At 40.3% G+C, this 15,320-nt stretch carries 15 protein-coding genes and 1 pseudogene; 12 read left to right on the top strand and 4 right to left on the bottom strand.

The features are described from left to right. Positions 1–157: 157 nt before the first annotated feature. Entirely contained in the window at positions 158–1,069 is a 912-nt protein-coding gene (locus tag FCR06_RS13365) for an IS982 family transposase (RefSeq protein ID WP_138500365.1), read from the top strand. Between the two features lie 5 nt (positions 1,070–1,074). After that, positions 1,075–1,353: pseudogene (locus tag FCR06_RS13360) on the top strand (transposase); the annotation flags it as partial. 169 nt (positions 1,354–1,522) lie between these two features. On the opposite strand, the gene FCR06_RS13355 reads toward FCR06_RS13360, so the two are convergent. After that, the gene (locus FCR06_RS13355; protein ID WP_223280125.1) at positions 1,523–2,239 is read right to left on the bottom strand and encodes a gamma-glutamylcyclotransferase; all 717 of its coding nucleotides are present in this window, start codon (positions 2,237–2,239) and stop codon (positions 1,523–1,525) included. A gap of 107 nt (positions 2,240–2,346) precedes the next feature. Between FCR06_RS13355 and FCR06_RS13350 the strand changes: the two genes are divergently transcribed. From FCR06_RS13350 to FCR06_RS13335, 4 genes are all read left to right on the top strand, one after another. Beyond that, entirely contained in the window at positions 2,347–3,633 is a 1,287-nt protein-coding gene (locus FCR06_RS13350; RefSeq protein WP_138500363.1) for an NYN domain-containing protein, read from the top strand. Positions 3,634–3,784: 151 nt separating this feature from the next. Then, positions 3,785–4,489, top strand: a complete 705-nt coding sequence (locus tag FCR06_RS13345) for an SDR family oxidoreductase (RefSeq protein ID WP_138500360.1) — start codon at positions 3,785–3,787, stop codon at positions 4,487–4,489. Positions 4,490–4,595: 106 nt separating this feature from the next. Then, positions 4,596–5,672, top strand: coding sequence for a 4-hydroxyphenylpyruvate dioxygenase (hppD, locus tag FCR06_RS13340; protein WP_138500358.1), 1,077 nt, complete (start codon positions 4,596–4,598; stop codon positions 5,670–5,672). 88 nt (positions 5,673–5,760) lie between these two features. Continuing rightward, on the top strand, positions 5,761–6,441 hold the full coding sequence (locus FCR06_RS13335) for an HAD family hydrolase (RefSeq protein WP_138500356.1): 681 nt from the start codon (positions 5,761–5,763) through the stop codon (positions 6,439–6,441). 189 nt (positions 6,442–6,630) lie between these two features. Here the strand turns inward: FCR06_RS13335 and FCR06_RS13330 are convergent, their stop codons facing one another. Together FCR06_RS13330 and pdxA are read right to left on the bottom strand one after the other, a co-directional pair. After that, on the bottom strand, positions 6,631–6,924 hold the full coding sequence (locus FCR06_RS13330) for a DNA-binding protein (RefSeq protein ID WP_138500354.1): 294 nt from the start codon (positions 6,922–6,924) through the stop codon (positions 6,631–6,633). An 11-nt stretch (positions 6,925–6,935) separates the two neighbouring features. Beyond that, positions 6,936–8,045 (bottom strand): 4-hydroxythreonine-4-phosphate dehydrogenase PdxA, encoded by a 1,110-nt coding sequence (pdxA, locus tag FCR06_RS13325; protein WP_138500352.1) that lies wholly within the window; start codon positions 8,043–8,045, stop codon positions 6,936–6,938. Positions 8,046–8,298: 253 nt separating this feature from the next. Here pdxA and FCR06_RS13320 point away from each other — a divergent pair, with 253 nt between their 5' ends. From FCR06_RS13320 to FCR06_RS13295, 6 genes are all read left to right on the top strand, one after another. After that, complete coding sequence (locus tag FCR06_RS13320) at positions 8,299–8,403, top strand: PetM family cytochrome b6-f complex subunit 7 (protein WP_138500350.1); 105 nt, start codon at positions 8,299–8,301, stop codon at positions 8,401–8,403. Between the two features lie 318 nt (positions 8,404–8,721). Further along, complete coding sequence (locus tag FCR06_RS13315; protein ID WP_138500348.1) at positions 8,722–9,720, top strand: SDR family oxidoreductase; 999 nt, start codon at positions 8,722–8,724, stop codon at positions 9,718–9,720. Between the two features lie 164 nt (positions 9,721–9,884). Then, complete coding sequence (locus FCR06_RS13310) at positions 9,885–10,802, top strand: NAD(+) kinase (RefSeq protein ID WP_138500346.1); 918 nt, start codon at positions 9,885–9,887, stop codon at positions 10,800–10,802. Positions 10,803–11,194: 392 nt separating this feature from the next. Next, entirely contained in the window at positions 11,195–11,881 is a 687-nt protein-coding gene (gene nblR, locus FCR06_RS13305) for a response regulator transcription factor NblR (protein WP_138500344.1), read from the top strand. Between the two features lie 136 nt (positions 11,882–12,017). Continuing rightward, entirely contained in the window at positions 12,018–12,524 is a 507-nt protein-coding gene (locus FCR06_RS13300; protein WP_138500342.1) for a DUF192 domain-containing protein, read from the top strand. 479 nt (positions 12,525–13,003) lie between these two features. After that, positions 13,004–13,231, top strand: coding sequence for a DUF2949 domain-containing protein (locus tag FCR06_RS13295; RefSeq protein ID WP_138500340.1), 228 nt, complete (start codon positions 13,004–13,006; stop codon positions 13,229–13,231). A 386-nt stretch (positions 13,232–13,617) separates the two neighbouring features. Here the strand turns inward: FCR06_RS13295 and FCR06_RS13290 are convergent, their stop codons facing one another. After that, on the bottom strand, positions 13,618–14,769 hold the full coding sequence (locus FCR06_RS13290; RefSeq protein WP_138500338.1) for a pyridoxal-phosphate-dependent aminotransferase family protein: 1,152 nt from the start codon (positions 14,767–14,769) through the stop codon (positions 13,618–13,620). Positions 14,770–15,320 lie beyond the last annotated feature (551 nt).

The raw sequence follows: 15,320 nt of genomic DNA, 5'->3' as shown, positions 1-15,320 counted from the left end.
ACGTGAGTTCGACGGTGAAAAAAAGGCAAAAAGCCTGCTATGGCTGAAGTACAACTGGATAAGCAGCAAGCGATCGCTATAATTAATGGAGAGGGTGTAAAAAACTGACAAAAAAGACCGAGACTAAAAATATCTAACAAAAATAAGCGTCTCGGCTATGTCTACTATTGTATCTCGGCTCGACATCACCCAAATTTTCTGCGACGTAGATGATTTCTGTAATCAATGGGAAAATATATGGCAGCAAGTACCGCAATTGCCATCGACAACAGGAGAACGTCGCAGCACTTCCCGGATGCATTTATCAGAAGTGATGACAATAGTTATTGCATTTCATGGCAGTGGATATAAGACTTTCAAGGAATTCTACACCATGCAAGTGCTTAGTGGTTGGCATCAAGCATTTCCCAATTTAGTCAGCTACACACGGTTTGTGGAACTGATGCCCTGGTGCTTAATGCTGTTATGTTGCTTTTTACATACACGYAGAGGAGAAATTACTGGGATTAGCTTTATCGATTCCACCCCAATTAATGTTTGTCATAACTGTAGGGCACATTCTCACAAGGTGTTTAAAGGATTAGTAAAATGGGGCAAAAATTCTCTGGGCTGGCACTTTGGATTCAAGCTTCATTTAATTATTAGTGATTGTGGAGAATTACTAGCATTTACACTAACTCCAGCCAATGTAGATGACCGAAAACCAGTCCCCGATATGACTAAGGACTTAATCGGCAAACTTTTTGGTGACAGAGGATATATCTCACAAAAATTATTCGAGGAGTTATATGAGCGCGGATTGCAGTTAGTCACAAAATCTAAGAAGAAAATGAAAAATCGTTTGGTAAAACTGATTGATAAGATTCTGTTACGCAAACGTGCTGTAATTGAGTCAGTCAATGACCATTTGAAAAATATATGTCAAATAGAACACTCTCGTCATCGTAGTCCATTTAATTTTTTAGTTAACTTGATGGCTGGTTTAGCTGCTTATACCTATTTGCCTAAAAAACCCTCGATTGACATTTACCCAAAAAATTTGCCTGTACTACCTCCTGCCATTTTTTAGTTCCNGAGCGCGGATTGCAGTTAGTCACAAAATCTAAGAAGAAAATGAAAAATCGTTTGGTAAAACTGATTGATAAGATTCTGTTACGCAAACGTGCTGTAATTGAGTCAGTCAATGACCATTTGAAAAATATATGTCAAATAGAACACTCTCGTCATCGTAGTCCATTTAATTTTTTAGTTAACTTGATGGCTGGTTTAGCTGCTTATACCTATTTGCCTAAAAAACCCTCGATTGACATTTACCCAAAAAATTTGCCTGTACTACCTCCTGCCATTTTTTAGTTCCATCGAACTCACGTTAAGTTATGACTATTTAAAGAAGTATCAAATAACAAGTAATCTTCAAAGATTATGCTTACAGGCAAATCTGCAATTGGTAGTTCTGAATAGAAAAGCATTATGAAAGTGGATTTTTCTCTATTTCAAAATATTAAGACGAGGCGATCGCAAATTATTCTGAAGTAGTAATTTGAGTTGAGTTGCTACTAACTAAAAGCGCTTGTTGTTTTGCCAGCACTTGTTCGCGTAATAAGAGCAATTTTCTATCTTTGATGCCTTCTGCAATCAATCCATCGACAGTTCTCATCAGATAATCAGCACAGGAACCCAATTTTCCTGATGCAGTGGCAATACTATTAATAGTAGTTGTTAATGGTATGCGAGCGGCGTACCTGGGATGTTGACGATTGGCAACAAAGGCGATCGCTTTGAATTCCTCTGTACCATCGAATACCTTTACCCAACGAGCATCGTAAACACCAGCCAACATTTCCCGTCGCCAAATCAGCAGTAATTCTTTTGGGACATCAGCAGCAGCAATTCGATAGATAATACCACGACAACTACCGCCGCGATCGAGTCCTAAGAGTAATCCGGGATTCTCTGGAGTCCCTTGACCAAGGATCATCCATGTACAAAAGCGCCGATGCCAACCGTAAATAATTCCAGCACGGCGCTCAACGTATGCGATCAAGGGATTCCAAATCAGCGAACCGTAGGCAAATATCCAGATATCAGAATTTGCTGGGTGCTGTTGTAGTGTTTGATCGAGCGATCGCTGTAACTCATCTTTACTCAGGGTAGTTAGCTTGATTCCAGAATGTGATGCTTCTAATAGTCTGGTCTGTTCGTTTCCGGCTTCGAGGTCGCTACGGCTAAGTGACATCATGTAGATTATTTCCTTTTCTGTCAATTTTCAGTAGTTTAACTAATTAATAGTATTTTTTATCCTATATATTTAAGAAAACTGTCTGCTTTAGACCACCTGAATAGAAAATGAAATGTCCCCGGTGCGAGTCTACTTTATATCGTAAAAATGGTCGTCGGAATGACAAGCAAAATTACCTCTGCAAAAATTGTGGTAAACAATTCCTAGAACCGACATTTTCTCCTTTGCCGGAAACTGACTTGATTGCTAATAGCAACAGTCACAGTCAACTATCCATAAATGAAGCTAGCGAACTTGCTTCAGTAAAAAAACTATCAGAAGAACAATTTACAGACAAAAGTCTTAACTCTTTTAGTTCTATTTTAACTGAAAAATTATTGCAAACTATATTATCGCCTGATTGGTTAGAATCTGCTGCCTTTAATCAATTAAGCCAAAATATTTGGCAAAAAACAGAAAATAAACACCAATTACAAACAGGAATCTCTCTTCTGCTTTTGGATGCAGAAAACTTAAAATTAGATATTAATTCCGAATTATTTTTAGCTAGTATATGCGAATATCCTCTCAAAGTTAAAATAGCATTTGCTAATTGGAAAAATTCAAGTATTGGTAAGCAGGATGTTGAACTATATAACCGTGGTTATCAACTTATTCATGTGCCTGGAGGTAAGGATGGTGCTGATGCTAAAATGATTGCATCTGGCGCTCGTATCCTCCAGTCTTATCCAGCAGTTAAAGAAATTTTGGTTTGTTCTGGCGATGGAATCTTAATTCACCTTTGTAATGAACTCCAAAACCAGGGATTGATTGTCTATTGGGTGCGTAGACAAGGACAAAGTTTGCATGTAGAAAACCGGAATACTGGCAAATTAGCTCATTATTCTATAACAATAGCCACAGAAGTTCCATCCTTAGAACTAGTAATTGAGCAAATTCAAGATTTAATTAAAAATGAACAAAACTCAATAAATACTCGATTACACAGTTTAGCGACTATTGCCGATTTATTTGCAGAAAGATGCAATATTGATACTAATTATTATCAAAGACAACCAGAAATTGAAGAAATAGTTTCTCTTCCACAGCAATTATCTACAAAAGCTATCAAAGAAGAAGCACAAGAAAATTTAACTCCAATTTATGATCAAGAAACATTAGATAAATTTTTATTAAAAATAATCCAAGATGTCCAGATGAATTCTCCCAAAACTAAATTATCTGTATCTAAGTTAGGTACAGAGATCCAAAAAATAACTGGAAAATCTCCTAATTCAATTGTCAAAAAATTAAAATTAGGTTCTAATTTTACTAAATATTTACAATCATCCTCGGTATTTACATTAAAACAAAGTGGCAAGGAATATGAGGTGATACCGCTATTTCTTGAGTAAATACTTTTTCAACATCTACCTACAATATGGAATACTGACTCCTAATTTCCCTTTGCTGGGGAGTTATTTGATATCAGTTAGCTATCTAAAGTGAACTTGAGTCCATAATTCAGTATTATCTAAAAAGATGTAAAGAAATATAAATATTAAAATGCAGGATAAAGTCGTCGTTATTGTCGGTGCTACTGGTGGTATTGGTTCAGCCTTAACACGTAAACTCGCGCCTATCGGTGTACGGTTAGTATTGGCTGCCAGAGATGCGGATCGTTTAACTACACTGGCTGCTGATTTGCCAGAACAAGTTATAACTGTTCCTACCGATATTACCAATCCTCAACAGGTAAATACTTTAATTGAAAAAACTGTTGCTGAGTTTGGTCAAATCGATATTTTGGTGAATGCTGCTGGTGCAGGTATACTCAAGCCTTACAATAGCCTGGAACCCGCTGATTTAGACAAGATGCTGGATATCAACTTAAAAGGCAGCTTTTACACTACTCAAGCAGCTGCCCAAGAGATGCAAAAACGCAAGTCTGGTCATATCTGTAACGTGGTAGGAATTCTCGGTAAGCATTCAATGGGGATGGCGGCGGCTTATTCTGCTTCTAAGTTTGGTGTTGTTGGTTTCAGCAAGTGCATGGCAGAGGAACTCAAGCGTTTTGGTATCAAGTTCACGTTATTCTACTTTGGTGGGGTAGATTCTCCTTTCTGGGATAACGTCAACTTAAAAGTAGATCGCAAAAAAATGCTCAGTCCTGAAACTGCTGCCAATGCAATTTTCTTCGCTCTTTCTGCCGAACCACAAGCTGTGCCAATGGAAATTAACATTCAACCCGATAGTCATCTGTTCTTTTAAAGTTTGAGTACGCGAAAATAATTATTGCCTGGGAAAGACCTGAAAATTTAGCGAAAAAGGCAAAATCTAGAAATATATAAGCTGTTATGCTGGATTTTCAGTAACTATGAAAATTGATAGCGTTCATTTCTATGTAGAAGACGCCAAAATATGGCGGGATTGGTTTGTAAACCATCTTGGTTTTGAAGCAGTAACCGATCGCCTAAATTCATTTCACACTTGTACAGAAGTAGTCAAAAGTGGTAGCGTCTGCTTTGTGCTGTCTTCACCACTGTTACCCACAAGTCCGGTGGCTGAGTTTCTACGTCAATATCCGCCTGGTGTAGCCGATGTTGCTTTTGCTGTGGAAGACGTAGAAGCAGCGATCGCACATGCTAAAATGCACGGTGCGAAAGTCCTACAACCCATCCAACAGCAGAATGTAGGTGCAACATCTTTAAAGTGGAGCAAAATTGCCGCTTGGGGTGGACTGACTCATACCTTAATCGAAAGGTCATTAGTTAGTAGTCATGCGTCATTGCCCGATGGCAAAGGACAAATGACAAATGACAACTTTTTTATAGCCATAGACCACATCGTACTTAATGTAGCAATTGGTGAATTAGAACGTGCTGTTACTTGGTACGAAAATATCCTTGATTTTCAACCCCAGCAGGTATTTAAGATTAAAACTGATCGCTCTGCTTTACATAGCCAAGTAATGGTTTCGCGCAACGGCAACGTACAATTACCAATTAATGAACCAGCTTCCAGCAACTCGCAAATTCAAGAATTTTTAGATGTCAACCGAGGCCCAGGAATTCAACATATTGCCTTGCGGACAACTAATCTTGTAAGTGCGATCGCCAAATTTCGTGCTAACGGTCTACCCTTACTCTCAGTTCCCCAAAGCTATTACACGCAACTAAAACAGCGTTCAGGATTTCCATTATCGACCTTAGAACTGGAAGCGATCGCCCAACAAGAAATTCTCGTAGATTGGCAAGAATATACTTCTTTGGAGGGAGGACATATCGCACCTCTATTACTACAAATTTTTACCCAGCCAATTTTTGGACAACCGACATTTTTCTTTGAGTTTATTGAGCGCCGTTTCCAAGCTCAAGGTTTTGGAGAAGGTAACTTTCGCGCCTTATTTGAAGCAATCGAAAGCGAACAAATTAAACGTGGTACTTTGCAATAATACCTGAGTACTTAGATAGTGCAGATTCTCAATCTAAAAATAGCCACTCATCTGCGATAATTTTAATAAAAATTAACATTTTGCGGCGATGCTAAGACTCATTACTGACTTTGACGGGCCAATTATTGATGTTTCCGAACGCTACTACCGAGTTTACCAATTTTGTTTAGAAAAAACCCGTCGTTCAGACCAACCAGTGCAAGAACTACCGAAAGCAGAATTTTGGCAGTTAAAGCGTCAACGCGTTCCCGAAAAACAAATTGCTTTAAATTCTGGCTTAGACGAAGCCCAAGGAAAAGAATTCGCCCAGTTACGCCGAAAAACAGTACATACAGAACCTTACTTCAAGTATGATACTCTTGCACCAGGCGCTGTGGATGCACTGTTAAAAATTCAACAAGCTGGAATTGATTTGGCAGTTATGACTATGCGCCGAATCCGGGAACTAGATTATGCTTTCCAAATGCACGATTTAGGCAGATTTTTTCCCGAAAATCGTTGTTATTGCCTTGAAAACGACTACGTTAAAACTCGTGACATCGAAGATAAACCCTTGTTAATGGCCAGGGCATTAGAAGAACTACCTCCGGCTGCTGACATCTGGATGGTGGGGGATACAGAAGCCGACATTACCGCTGCCAAAAACCACGGGGTAAAAGTGATGGCTGTGGAATGTGGCATCCGCGATCGCACTCAGTTAGGACTTTACCACCCCGACTTAATCGTTAAAGACTTAAGCGCTGCTGTAGATTTTATCCTAAATTCTTAAGTATCAAGTGAAAGAGTCAGATTTGGTGGGTGATAAAGAATGGTTTCTAGCCGAAAAACAGATGGCTCGTATCTATAAATTACCTTAACTTCAAATTAGGAAATAACTTCGATATGCAAGTTATAAACTAGAAAAATAAATTGTTAGGTTTACAATTGAACGATTTAAACTATCCTTAAATAAATCACCTCATGCTGACTTCACTGCTACTGCTAGCTGTAATCCCAATGTATCCAGTAGTTTACTCAGAGAATAAAATTCAATTTTTCCTTGTTCAGATAACATTAGGTCAAGCTTATGACATTGCTTAACTAGCACTGGAAACCGCTCGAATCCACCCTGTGCTTTAATCACATTTGTGAGCGCTTTTCCTAACATTTTCAGATCACCTTGTTCTCTAACTACTTCGATATAAGATGCTGCTTGTAGTGGGTCTTGAAGATGTTTTATTAGTCCTTCGTGATAGCTGATACTTCTAGGCATTATCTCTACTCCTATAGTCTTTCCAATATTCCTGCTTTTACTTTGGATAACCTTTGCCTCACCAACTCGCCCGCTAAATGTATCGCCGCTTTCATACTCGTAGCATCAGCAATTCCCTTACCTGCAATATCAAATGCTGTTCCATGATCGGGCGAAGTCCGCACAAAAGGCAGACCGATAGAAGTATTAACTGCTCGGTCAAACGCCATCAACTTCACAGGAATCAAGCCTTGGTCATGGTAAAGTGCCAAATAAGCATCAGCCGGATTCTGAATCTGAGAATTTCCGTACCAAGCTTGACCAGGCTTAACCCACATGGTATCTGGTGGTATCGGTCCATCTAATTGCAATTGTGGTCTATTTTGCCGCTCTCGCTCCAACCAGGGAATTAACCAATCTGCTTCTTCACGTCCCAATTGTCCCTGTTCGCCACTATGGGGATTTAAACCAGCGATCGCAATTCTCCCTTTCTCTATGCCAAAGTCTTGCTTTAAACACTCCACCAGCAAATCCAGTTTCTCTGTCAATAACTGTGGTGTTAATGTAGCTGCTACTTGACACAAAGGAATATGTGTGGTAGCAAGTAAAGCGCAGAGTGTCCAATTAGTATGGGGCGATCGCGCTACAAATAACATCCCAAAGCGCTTAACACCAGACTTTTCTGCCAGCAGTTCCGTTTGCCCTGGATAATTATACCCTGCGGCTTTCCAAGCAGATTTAGCGATCGGTCCTGTGACGATACCATCAAATTTACCAGCGAGTGTTTGGGCGATCGCATATTCCATATAAGCAAAGCTAGCCGCACCACTGGCCGCGTTACCTTTTCCGGAAATAATTTGACTTTTGATTTCTTCGTTCAATGGCACATCAATTACTGAAAATCGATCTGGATTTGCCAAAGCAGCTAAATTTTCAGTTGAATTCAGCTTGTCATAAGTCTGTGCCAGCAAATCTCGGTTACTTACCACAGTAATGTCGTATCTTTTACTAATTTCTGGCTCTGCTAAAGCTTTTAAAATTACCTCTGGCCCAATTCCTGCTGGATCTCCCACCGTCAGCACCAAACGCGGACGATTCTCTTGGGCAAAATTTCCTAAATCAGCTTGATTATTTTGATACATAAAATTTTTAATAACTATTATTAAATTTTCCGTCCTCCCATTGAAGTTCTGTTCGTCGGCTGCCAACGCTCAGACTTCTGTTTTAATCTTGCTCATCCCCTCTCCATAGTAAAGATTGGCTCTAAAACCAGTAAGGATTAGCTGCTAAACTAGTTTAGAATTATTTACACAGGTCTAATCCTACAGCAACTAACGAACAGCTTCTGGTAGACCGAGTTTAAACAAACCAATTTCCATAAGGAGAATCACACCAATGGGCGGTGAAATTTTGGATGCAGCTCTATTGTCTTTCGGTTTAATCTTCGTCGGCTGGGGCTTAGGCGCATTGTTACTGAAAATTCAAGGCGGAGAAGAATAATTGAGTGCCCAGTGCCCAGTGGTGAGTTAAGAGTTAGCAGTAGAGACGCGATTAATCGCGTCTTTACACGAGTTAGTATTATTTCCTCTAACCCTCAGCCACCCTAATCCTGAAGTTCCTCATCCCCTTCATCTCCCTTATTGCTCACTCCCCTTGCAACACTAACCGAAAAAAAAAGCTTGTCTGCTAACCGGACAGCGCTTTTGTCATAAGTATTTTCAATTCAATTGATTTTCTGAAAAGAATGTAAACTTTTGTTTGCATAGGTTATTCTGATAAGATTCTTTCCATAAAACATTAAGATATATTACAAACCTGATGACATTATTAATTGTCGGTGCCACTGGCACCCTAGGAAGACAAGTGGCTCGTCGTGCTATCGATGAGGGATATAAAGTACGTTGTCTTGTCCGCAGCACTAAAAAAGCAGCTTTTCTTAAAGAATGGGGTGCAGAACTTGTATTGGGAAGTTTTCGTTATCCTGACACTTTGGCAGAAGCCTTAGAAGGAGTGACCCAAGTCATTGATGCTTCGACATCTCGCCCTACAGATTCACTGAGTATCAAACAAGTAGACTGGGACGGTAAAGTAGCATTGATTCAAGCCGCAAAAGCAGCAGGTGTAGAGCGTTTTATCTTTTTTTCCATTTTAGATGCCGATAAATACCCAGAAGTGCCGCTGATGGAAATTAAGCGGTGTACAGAACTCTTCCTAGCTGAGTCTGGCTTGAATTACACTATCTTGCGGCTAGCTGGTTTTATGCAAGGGTTAATCGGTCAATACGGAATTCCGATTTTGGAAGGACAGCCAGTTTGGGTAACTGGTGAATCTTCTCCCATTGCCTACATGGACACTCAGGACATTGCTAAATTTGCTATTCGCGCATTGAGTGTGCCAGAAACGCAAAACCAAGCTTTTCCGGTGGTTGGTACTCGTGCTTGGAGTGCAGAAGAAATCATCAGTTTGTGTGAACGCTTATCTGGAAAAGAAGCCAGAGTAACACGGATGCCAATAAATTTGCTGCGTGCTGTGCGCGGCTTAATGCGCTTTTTTCAGTGGGGCTGGAACATCGCCGACAGGCTGGCATTTACAGAAGTATTGGCTAGTGGAAAACAGTTAAATGCTTCAATGGATGAAGTCTACACAGTATTTGGCTTAGATCGAGAACAAACCACAACTCTAGAAAGCTATTTACAAGAGTACTTCAGCCGAATTATGAAGAAGCTCAAAGAGTTAGACTACGAAAAAAATAAAACCAAAAAGCAAAAATCTAAAAAAACTCCTTTTAAACAATCTTCAAAAGCTAATAGTCAATAACCATTAGACTCATAAATGTAGACACTTGAGTGTGAAMTAGCTGACGCTGAACGCCTGCTCTAGAGCGGAGCTTCTGCCCAATTTAGCTAAATTAATGAACACATGGTCAAAAATGTGTAACGATTACATAATACAGAGCATCGCCTAAACTTGGATATTTGAGTGTGCCGAAAGCAGGCATTATCTACAATGACATTAAACCGATAGCCGGTCGTGTCGCTATCGAGTTAAAAGACAAGCTAACCGCTGCCGGTTGGGATGTGTGTATCACATCAAGTATCGGTGGCATATTGGGCTATTCTAACCCTGATAGTCCTGTATGCCACACCCCATTAGACGGTCTGACACCACCTGGTTTTGACTCAGAGATGAAATTCGCAGTGGTGTTGGGAGGAGATGGCACTGTTTTAGCAGCATCTCGTCAAGTAGCCCCCTATAGTATTCCACTGCTAACAGTGAATACCGGGCATATGGGATTTTTAACAGAAACTTTCCTCAATCAATTACCCCAAGCACTAGAGCAGGTGATGGCAGGTGAGTATGAAATTGAAGAACGAGCCATGCTCACGGTGAAAGTATTTCGAGGAGATTCAGTACAGTGGGAAGCTCTCTGCTTGAACGAAATGGTACTGCATCGCGAACCTTTGACCTCTATGTGCCATTTTGAAATTGCCATCGGGCGTCACGCGCCAGTAGATATTGCAGCTGATGGTGTGATTGTTTCTACGCCGACTGGTTCCACAGCTTATTCATTAAGTGCTGGTGGCCCAGTAGTCACTCCTGGCGTACCTGCTTTACAACTAGTGCCTATTTGCCCACATTCCTTGGCTTCTAGAGCATTGGTATTTCCAGACACAGAGTCAGTCAATATCTACCCAGTCAATATTCCTCGGTTGGTGATGGTAGTAGATGGTAATGGGGGGTGCTATGTACTACCAGAGGATCGAGTACATATAGAGCGATCGCAATATATTGTCCGATTTATTCGCCTGCAACCACCAGAGTTTTTCCGCATTTTACGAGAAAAATTAGGTTGGGGTTTGCCACATATCGCCAAACCAACTTCTGTAGAATTGCCATAGTTATTGGATACTGGGCATTGCTAAATAAGAAGTGTTGACTGGTGACTGATGAGCGTTGAGCCTCGCCACAGACGTTTGCCCTCTTCTGTAGTTAGGATCCTTTTCGACTTTTCCTTTTGTCTCCCCTACCCCCTGCTCCCCATGTTTCATAGGCTATAGCCAATTTGGTGATTTTTTTCCAGAATTACTGGTGTAAGAATGGTATTTGGAGTTAGTTATTAAGATTGCATTTGAGAATTCGGTGGCTGATACCTGAACTGTGCTAAAACATCCTAAATAATGTGTCAAATCAGGATTGTTCCATCTTGACAAACTCGTAATTGCACTTCTAACTGATGTAAAAACGTTTTCGAGAAAGTTTTTACAATCCAAATCCAATATCCTCAATTTTTATGACACTTGCTCAAAGTCCTTGTGTTTTGGTGGTTGAAACCGATGAGAACCTAGCCTCTCAGCTTGCTTGCGATTTACAAGAAGCCGGGTATGAATCAATTTTGGCTCATGACGCCACTAGTGGGTTGCAACACTGTCGCGATCGCCAGCCTGCTTTAATTGTTTTAGACCGGATGTTAGCAGGAGAATCAGGACTCTCATTGTGCAAAAATCTCAGAAGCACTGGTATGCGATCGCCTGTGTTAATTTTAATGGCAAGGGATACAGTCGATGATCGTGTAGCTTGCCTAGAAGCTGGGGCTGATGATTATATCCTCAAACCTTACCGCTCAGAAGACTTTTTGAAGTTAATTCGCCTCTACTTAAAACCCGATGTGGATACCACAGAGCAATTGCGCTTTGGGGATCTAATTTTAGATATCGCAACTCGCCGCGCCATATACAACGGACGGGCAATTGACTTAACAATGAAGGAATTTGAATTATTAAAATTCTTAATGGAACATCCCCGTGAAGTCTTAACCCGCGAACAAATTCTGGAAAATGTTTGGGGTTACGACTTTCTTGGTGAATCGAATGTTATAGAAGTATACATCCGGTACTTGCGTCTAAAAATTGAAGATGAAGGACAAAAGCGCCTCATCCAAACGGTGCGAGGTGTCGGCTACGTTTTAAGAGAATCGTAGTACTTACTTTTATTAGTACTGACTTATTTGTCTGGAGAGCGGTTTGATTAAAAGTCTCTAAAATATGGTCAATTAAAATCCAAATTGCTCTAAATTCTGTAAAATTGAAATCTAAATTACAGAATCCAAAAATTATATGACTCGTTGCCTAAGCTTGGTCTCGATGTTGCTGGGTATTTTGCTGATGGGTTGTTCTATGCCAACTACAGCTATACCTCCCGCCCCCACATCCGGTTCTCAAACTCCAGCACCAGAGAGTTTAGGTCAAACACTACCAATTTCTGGTAAAGCCATTGTCCCCAATGGCACAACTATTCAGCTAGAAGTGGCAAAGACCCCGCAACAGCAAGCGATGGGGTTGATGTATCGCCCAGCTTTGCCAGACGACCAGGGAATGCTGTTTGTCTTCCCTTCAGCACGACCAGTCAGCTTTTGGATGAAGAATGTACCTGTGGCCTTAGATATGGTATTTCTACAGAATGGTGTAGTTAAATATATTCAAGCAGCTGCACCTTCATGTGCTAAAGAGCCTTGTCCCACCTATGGTCCGAATACACTAATCGACAAGGTAATTGAACTTCGGTCTGGACGATCTGCCGAATTAAATTTAAAAGTCGGCGATATTGTCAAAGTACAGTTTTGAGATTATGGTGCTTTGTTCAAAGTTTAGGGCATCAAAATCTATGTTTTTTTTGTAAAAAATGTCACTTAATGTTGTAAAACAGTCACTTGTAGGGCTACTATTTAAAAACCGTGGTAATAATGTAAAATCCTACCGCCTTCAAGCTGAAATTGCAGTTTTAAGGTTTGGTCGCAAAAATATTCCCTTAGGCGTAAGTGTAAATAGTGGCCAATAAGGGAGTATAGGCTATGGAATCTTTGTTACTAAATGTGTCATTAACTCAAGCACAGAAGTAAACAAGATCAGTCAATTTAAGTAGGTATAAATGCTGCTTAAATTTTAAGCAGATGATTTGTACAAAATTTTCTTTATTAGACCTTTTATGAGAAGCCTCTTTATCAGGCAAATCGCGAAAACTGGGTCTAAGTGTATGGCTGATAAAGGCACAATGACAGATCGAATATTGGCTAGTAGCTACTAAGTAATAATTAACTGAATATATGACAATACACTCTATACAAGGAGGTGAGATACAAATGTCACCATCAAAATATTCTCGACTGATTCATTTTTTGCAAGAAGATTTAGCAATTTCCACGGCTTCGTTAGCGGTGGCGCTTCGTCGTCGGGAGCAAGATCCAGGCCCTTTGCCAATGATTCTTTGGCAATACGGATTGATTACTCTAGAGCAGTTAGAGCAAATTTATGATTGGCTAGAGACGGCATAATTAGTGAATTTTTAATTCCGAAGGAGGAAAGGCAATCGTGCTAGTTTATTGGCTATTAACTGAATGTAAATTAAAGTCAGGGTAGTTTATGAGTAACTCATTCAAAAGAATTGAGGCATGTCATATCCACTCTAATTTACACAAAGGTTGATATATGGGGAAATTGTCTCTAGCGGTTTTTACTCATTTACATACAAATCAAAAGAGCGAGTTGAATCATCAACTCGCTCTTTTGATTTGTCATTAGTCATCAAATGACAACTGACAAACAACAAAGCGCAAAGTCTGAGCCAGGGCTTCCTTGGATCAGACGGCAGTTCCTTTAAGCGGCGGAACCCCGCCAACGGACTGCCTCAACTTTGTAAGAGAGGACAAATGCCCAATGATTATTCTGTAAAGACTTTAGCTGCTGCTGCTACACCAGAACCAGGGGTGAAGTCTTCATAGCCAAGTTCTCTTAAGCTAACTTCTAAGGATGCTATGCAGCTAAGGATATCGCGATCGCTCACAAAACCCAAGTGACCAATGCGGAAAATTTTATTGCTTAGATGGTCTTGTCCGCCTGCTAAAGCAATATCAAAGCGTTTTTTCATCAACGACCGAATCTTATCCGATTCAATTCCCTGTGGCGCTACAGCTGTAATCGCCGGACTAGCGTTACTATCTGCTGCAAGCAGGGGTAAGTTCAATCCTTTAATGGCGGCACGGGTAGCATTTTTCAGCCGTTCGTGTCGAGTAAATATTGATTGTAAGCCTTCTTCTTTCATGATTTTTAGCGTAGTATGCAGCGCTACAATCATGTTTACAGGTGGAGTAAATGGAGTCGTATTTTTGGCTGCGGCTTTGCGATATTTGCTTAAATCCAAATAATATTTCGGTAATTTTGCAGTTTTGTAAGCTTCCCAAGCTTTAGGGCTAACAGAGACAAAACCCAATCCCGGTGGAATCATATAACCTTTTTGAGAACCAGAGGCGACTACATCCAAGCCCCAAGCATCTACAGGTAGATTGAACGCACCCAAGCTAGTCACAGCATCAACGATAATTAAGGCTTCACCGTGTTCTTTGACGTAGCGGTTGATGGTTTCTAGGTCATTCAATACACCTGTTGAAGTTTCGCTGTGGGTAATAATTACCGCTTTGATTTCCTTTTGGGTGTCTGCTTGGAGTTTTTGAGCAAATACTTCTGGATCTAAAGGTTTTCCCCAGTCAACTTTAACTTCTTCTACATTCAAACCGTAGGCTTGACCGATTTCTACCCAACGTTCGCCAAACTTACCGTTAGAACCAACCAAAATGCGATCGCCTGGAGACAGAAAATTAATTATCCCTGCTTCTACTGCACCCGTACCGCTGACATTTAGCATCAGCACATCACTTTGAGTTTGGTGCAGCCACTTGAGGTTTTCTGTCACCTCTGCCAAGATATTGCTAAATTCACTAGTACGGTGTCCAATCGGATGCTTGGCTAATGCCAGTAAGGCAGCTTCTGGTACTGGGGTGGGACCAGGAATCATCAGCATCAGCTTATCGTTCATGTGTCTATCCTAAAGTAAAATAAAAGTCGCAATTGTCAGAAGTTGTTTCAGTCTGGTAGCAAATTCTAGATATTTCTTTACAAATTACACTCACTTGGTCACCAGTCTTATTGTGTATTTTCTAAATCATAGCCAGAGTATTGTGGGAGGTAATGAAAGTCAGTTTGACCTTTCCAATTTATATGAGACTCCAACTCGGATAATAGCTCTGTTTGAGGAAATTAATCTTACCACATAGAAGTTGAGGTATTTTATTTGGGCTTGGCGTGAGGCGATCGCCAACAAATTATAACTTTTTATACTACACCTCTAAATCTGCTACTCAATTAGTTAGTATTTTTAGTTACCATTCACTGAGAGTCGTTTTTAACTAGTGTCAGTTGATAAACTGTCACTCACTAAAACCTTGGTTCGATTCCAAAAGAGATATTCTTAATTAGTGCAAGGAGTGATACCATTTCACCACATGTTTGTCACAAGTTATCCCTGCAATCTTCCTTCCTAAGGGGTATTGCAGATTACAAATGTTGCATCAAACTAGTGAGTTGGTA

Origin of the sequence: Nostoc sp. PA-18-2419 (assembly GCF_005869855.1) — a bacterium.
Lineage (GTDB): Bacteria > Cyanobacteriota > Cyanobacteriia > Cyanobacteriales > Nostocaceae > Nostoc.
The sequence above is the reverse complement of the archived record's forward strand: the minus strand, read 5'-3'. Positions and strand labels throughout refer to the sequence as shown.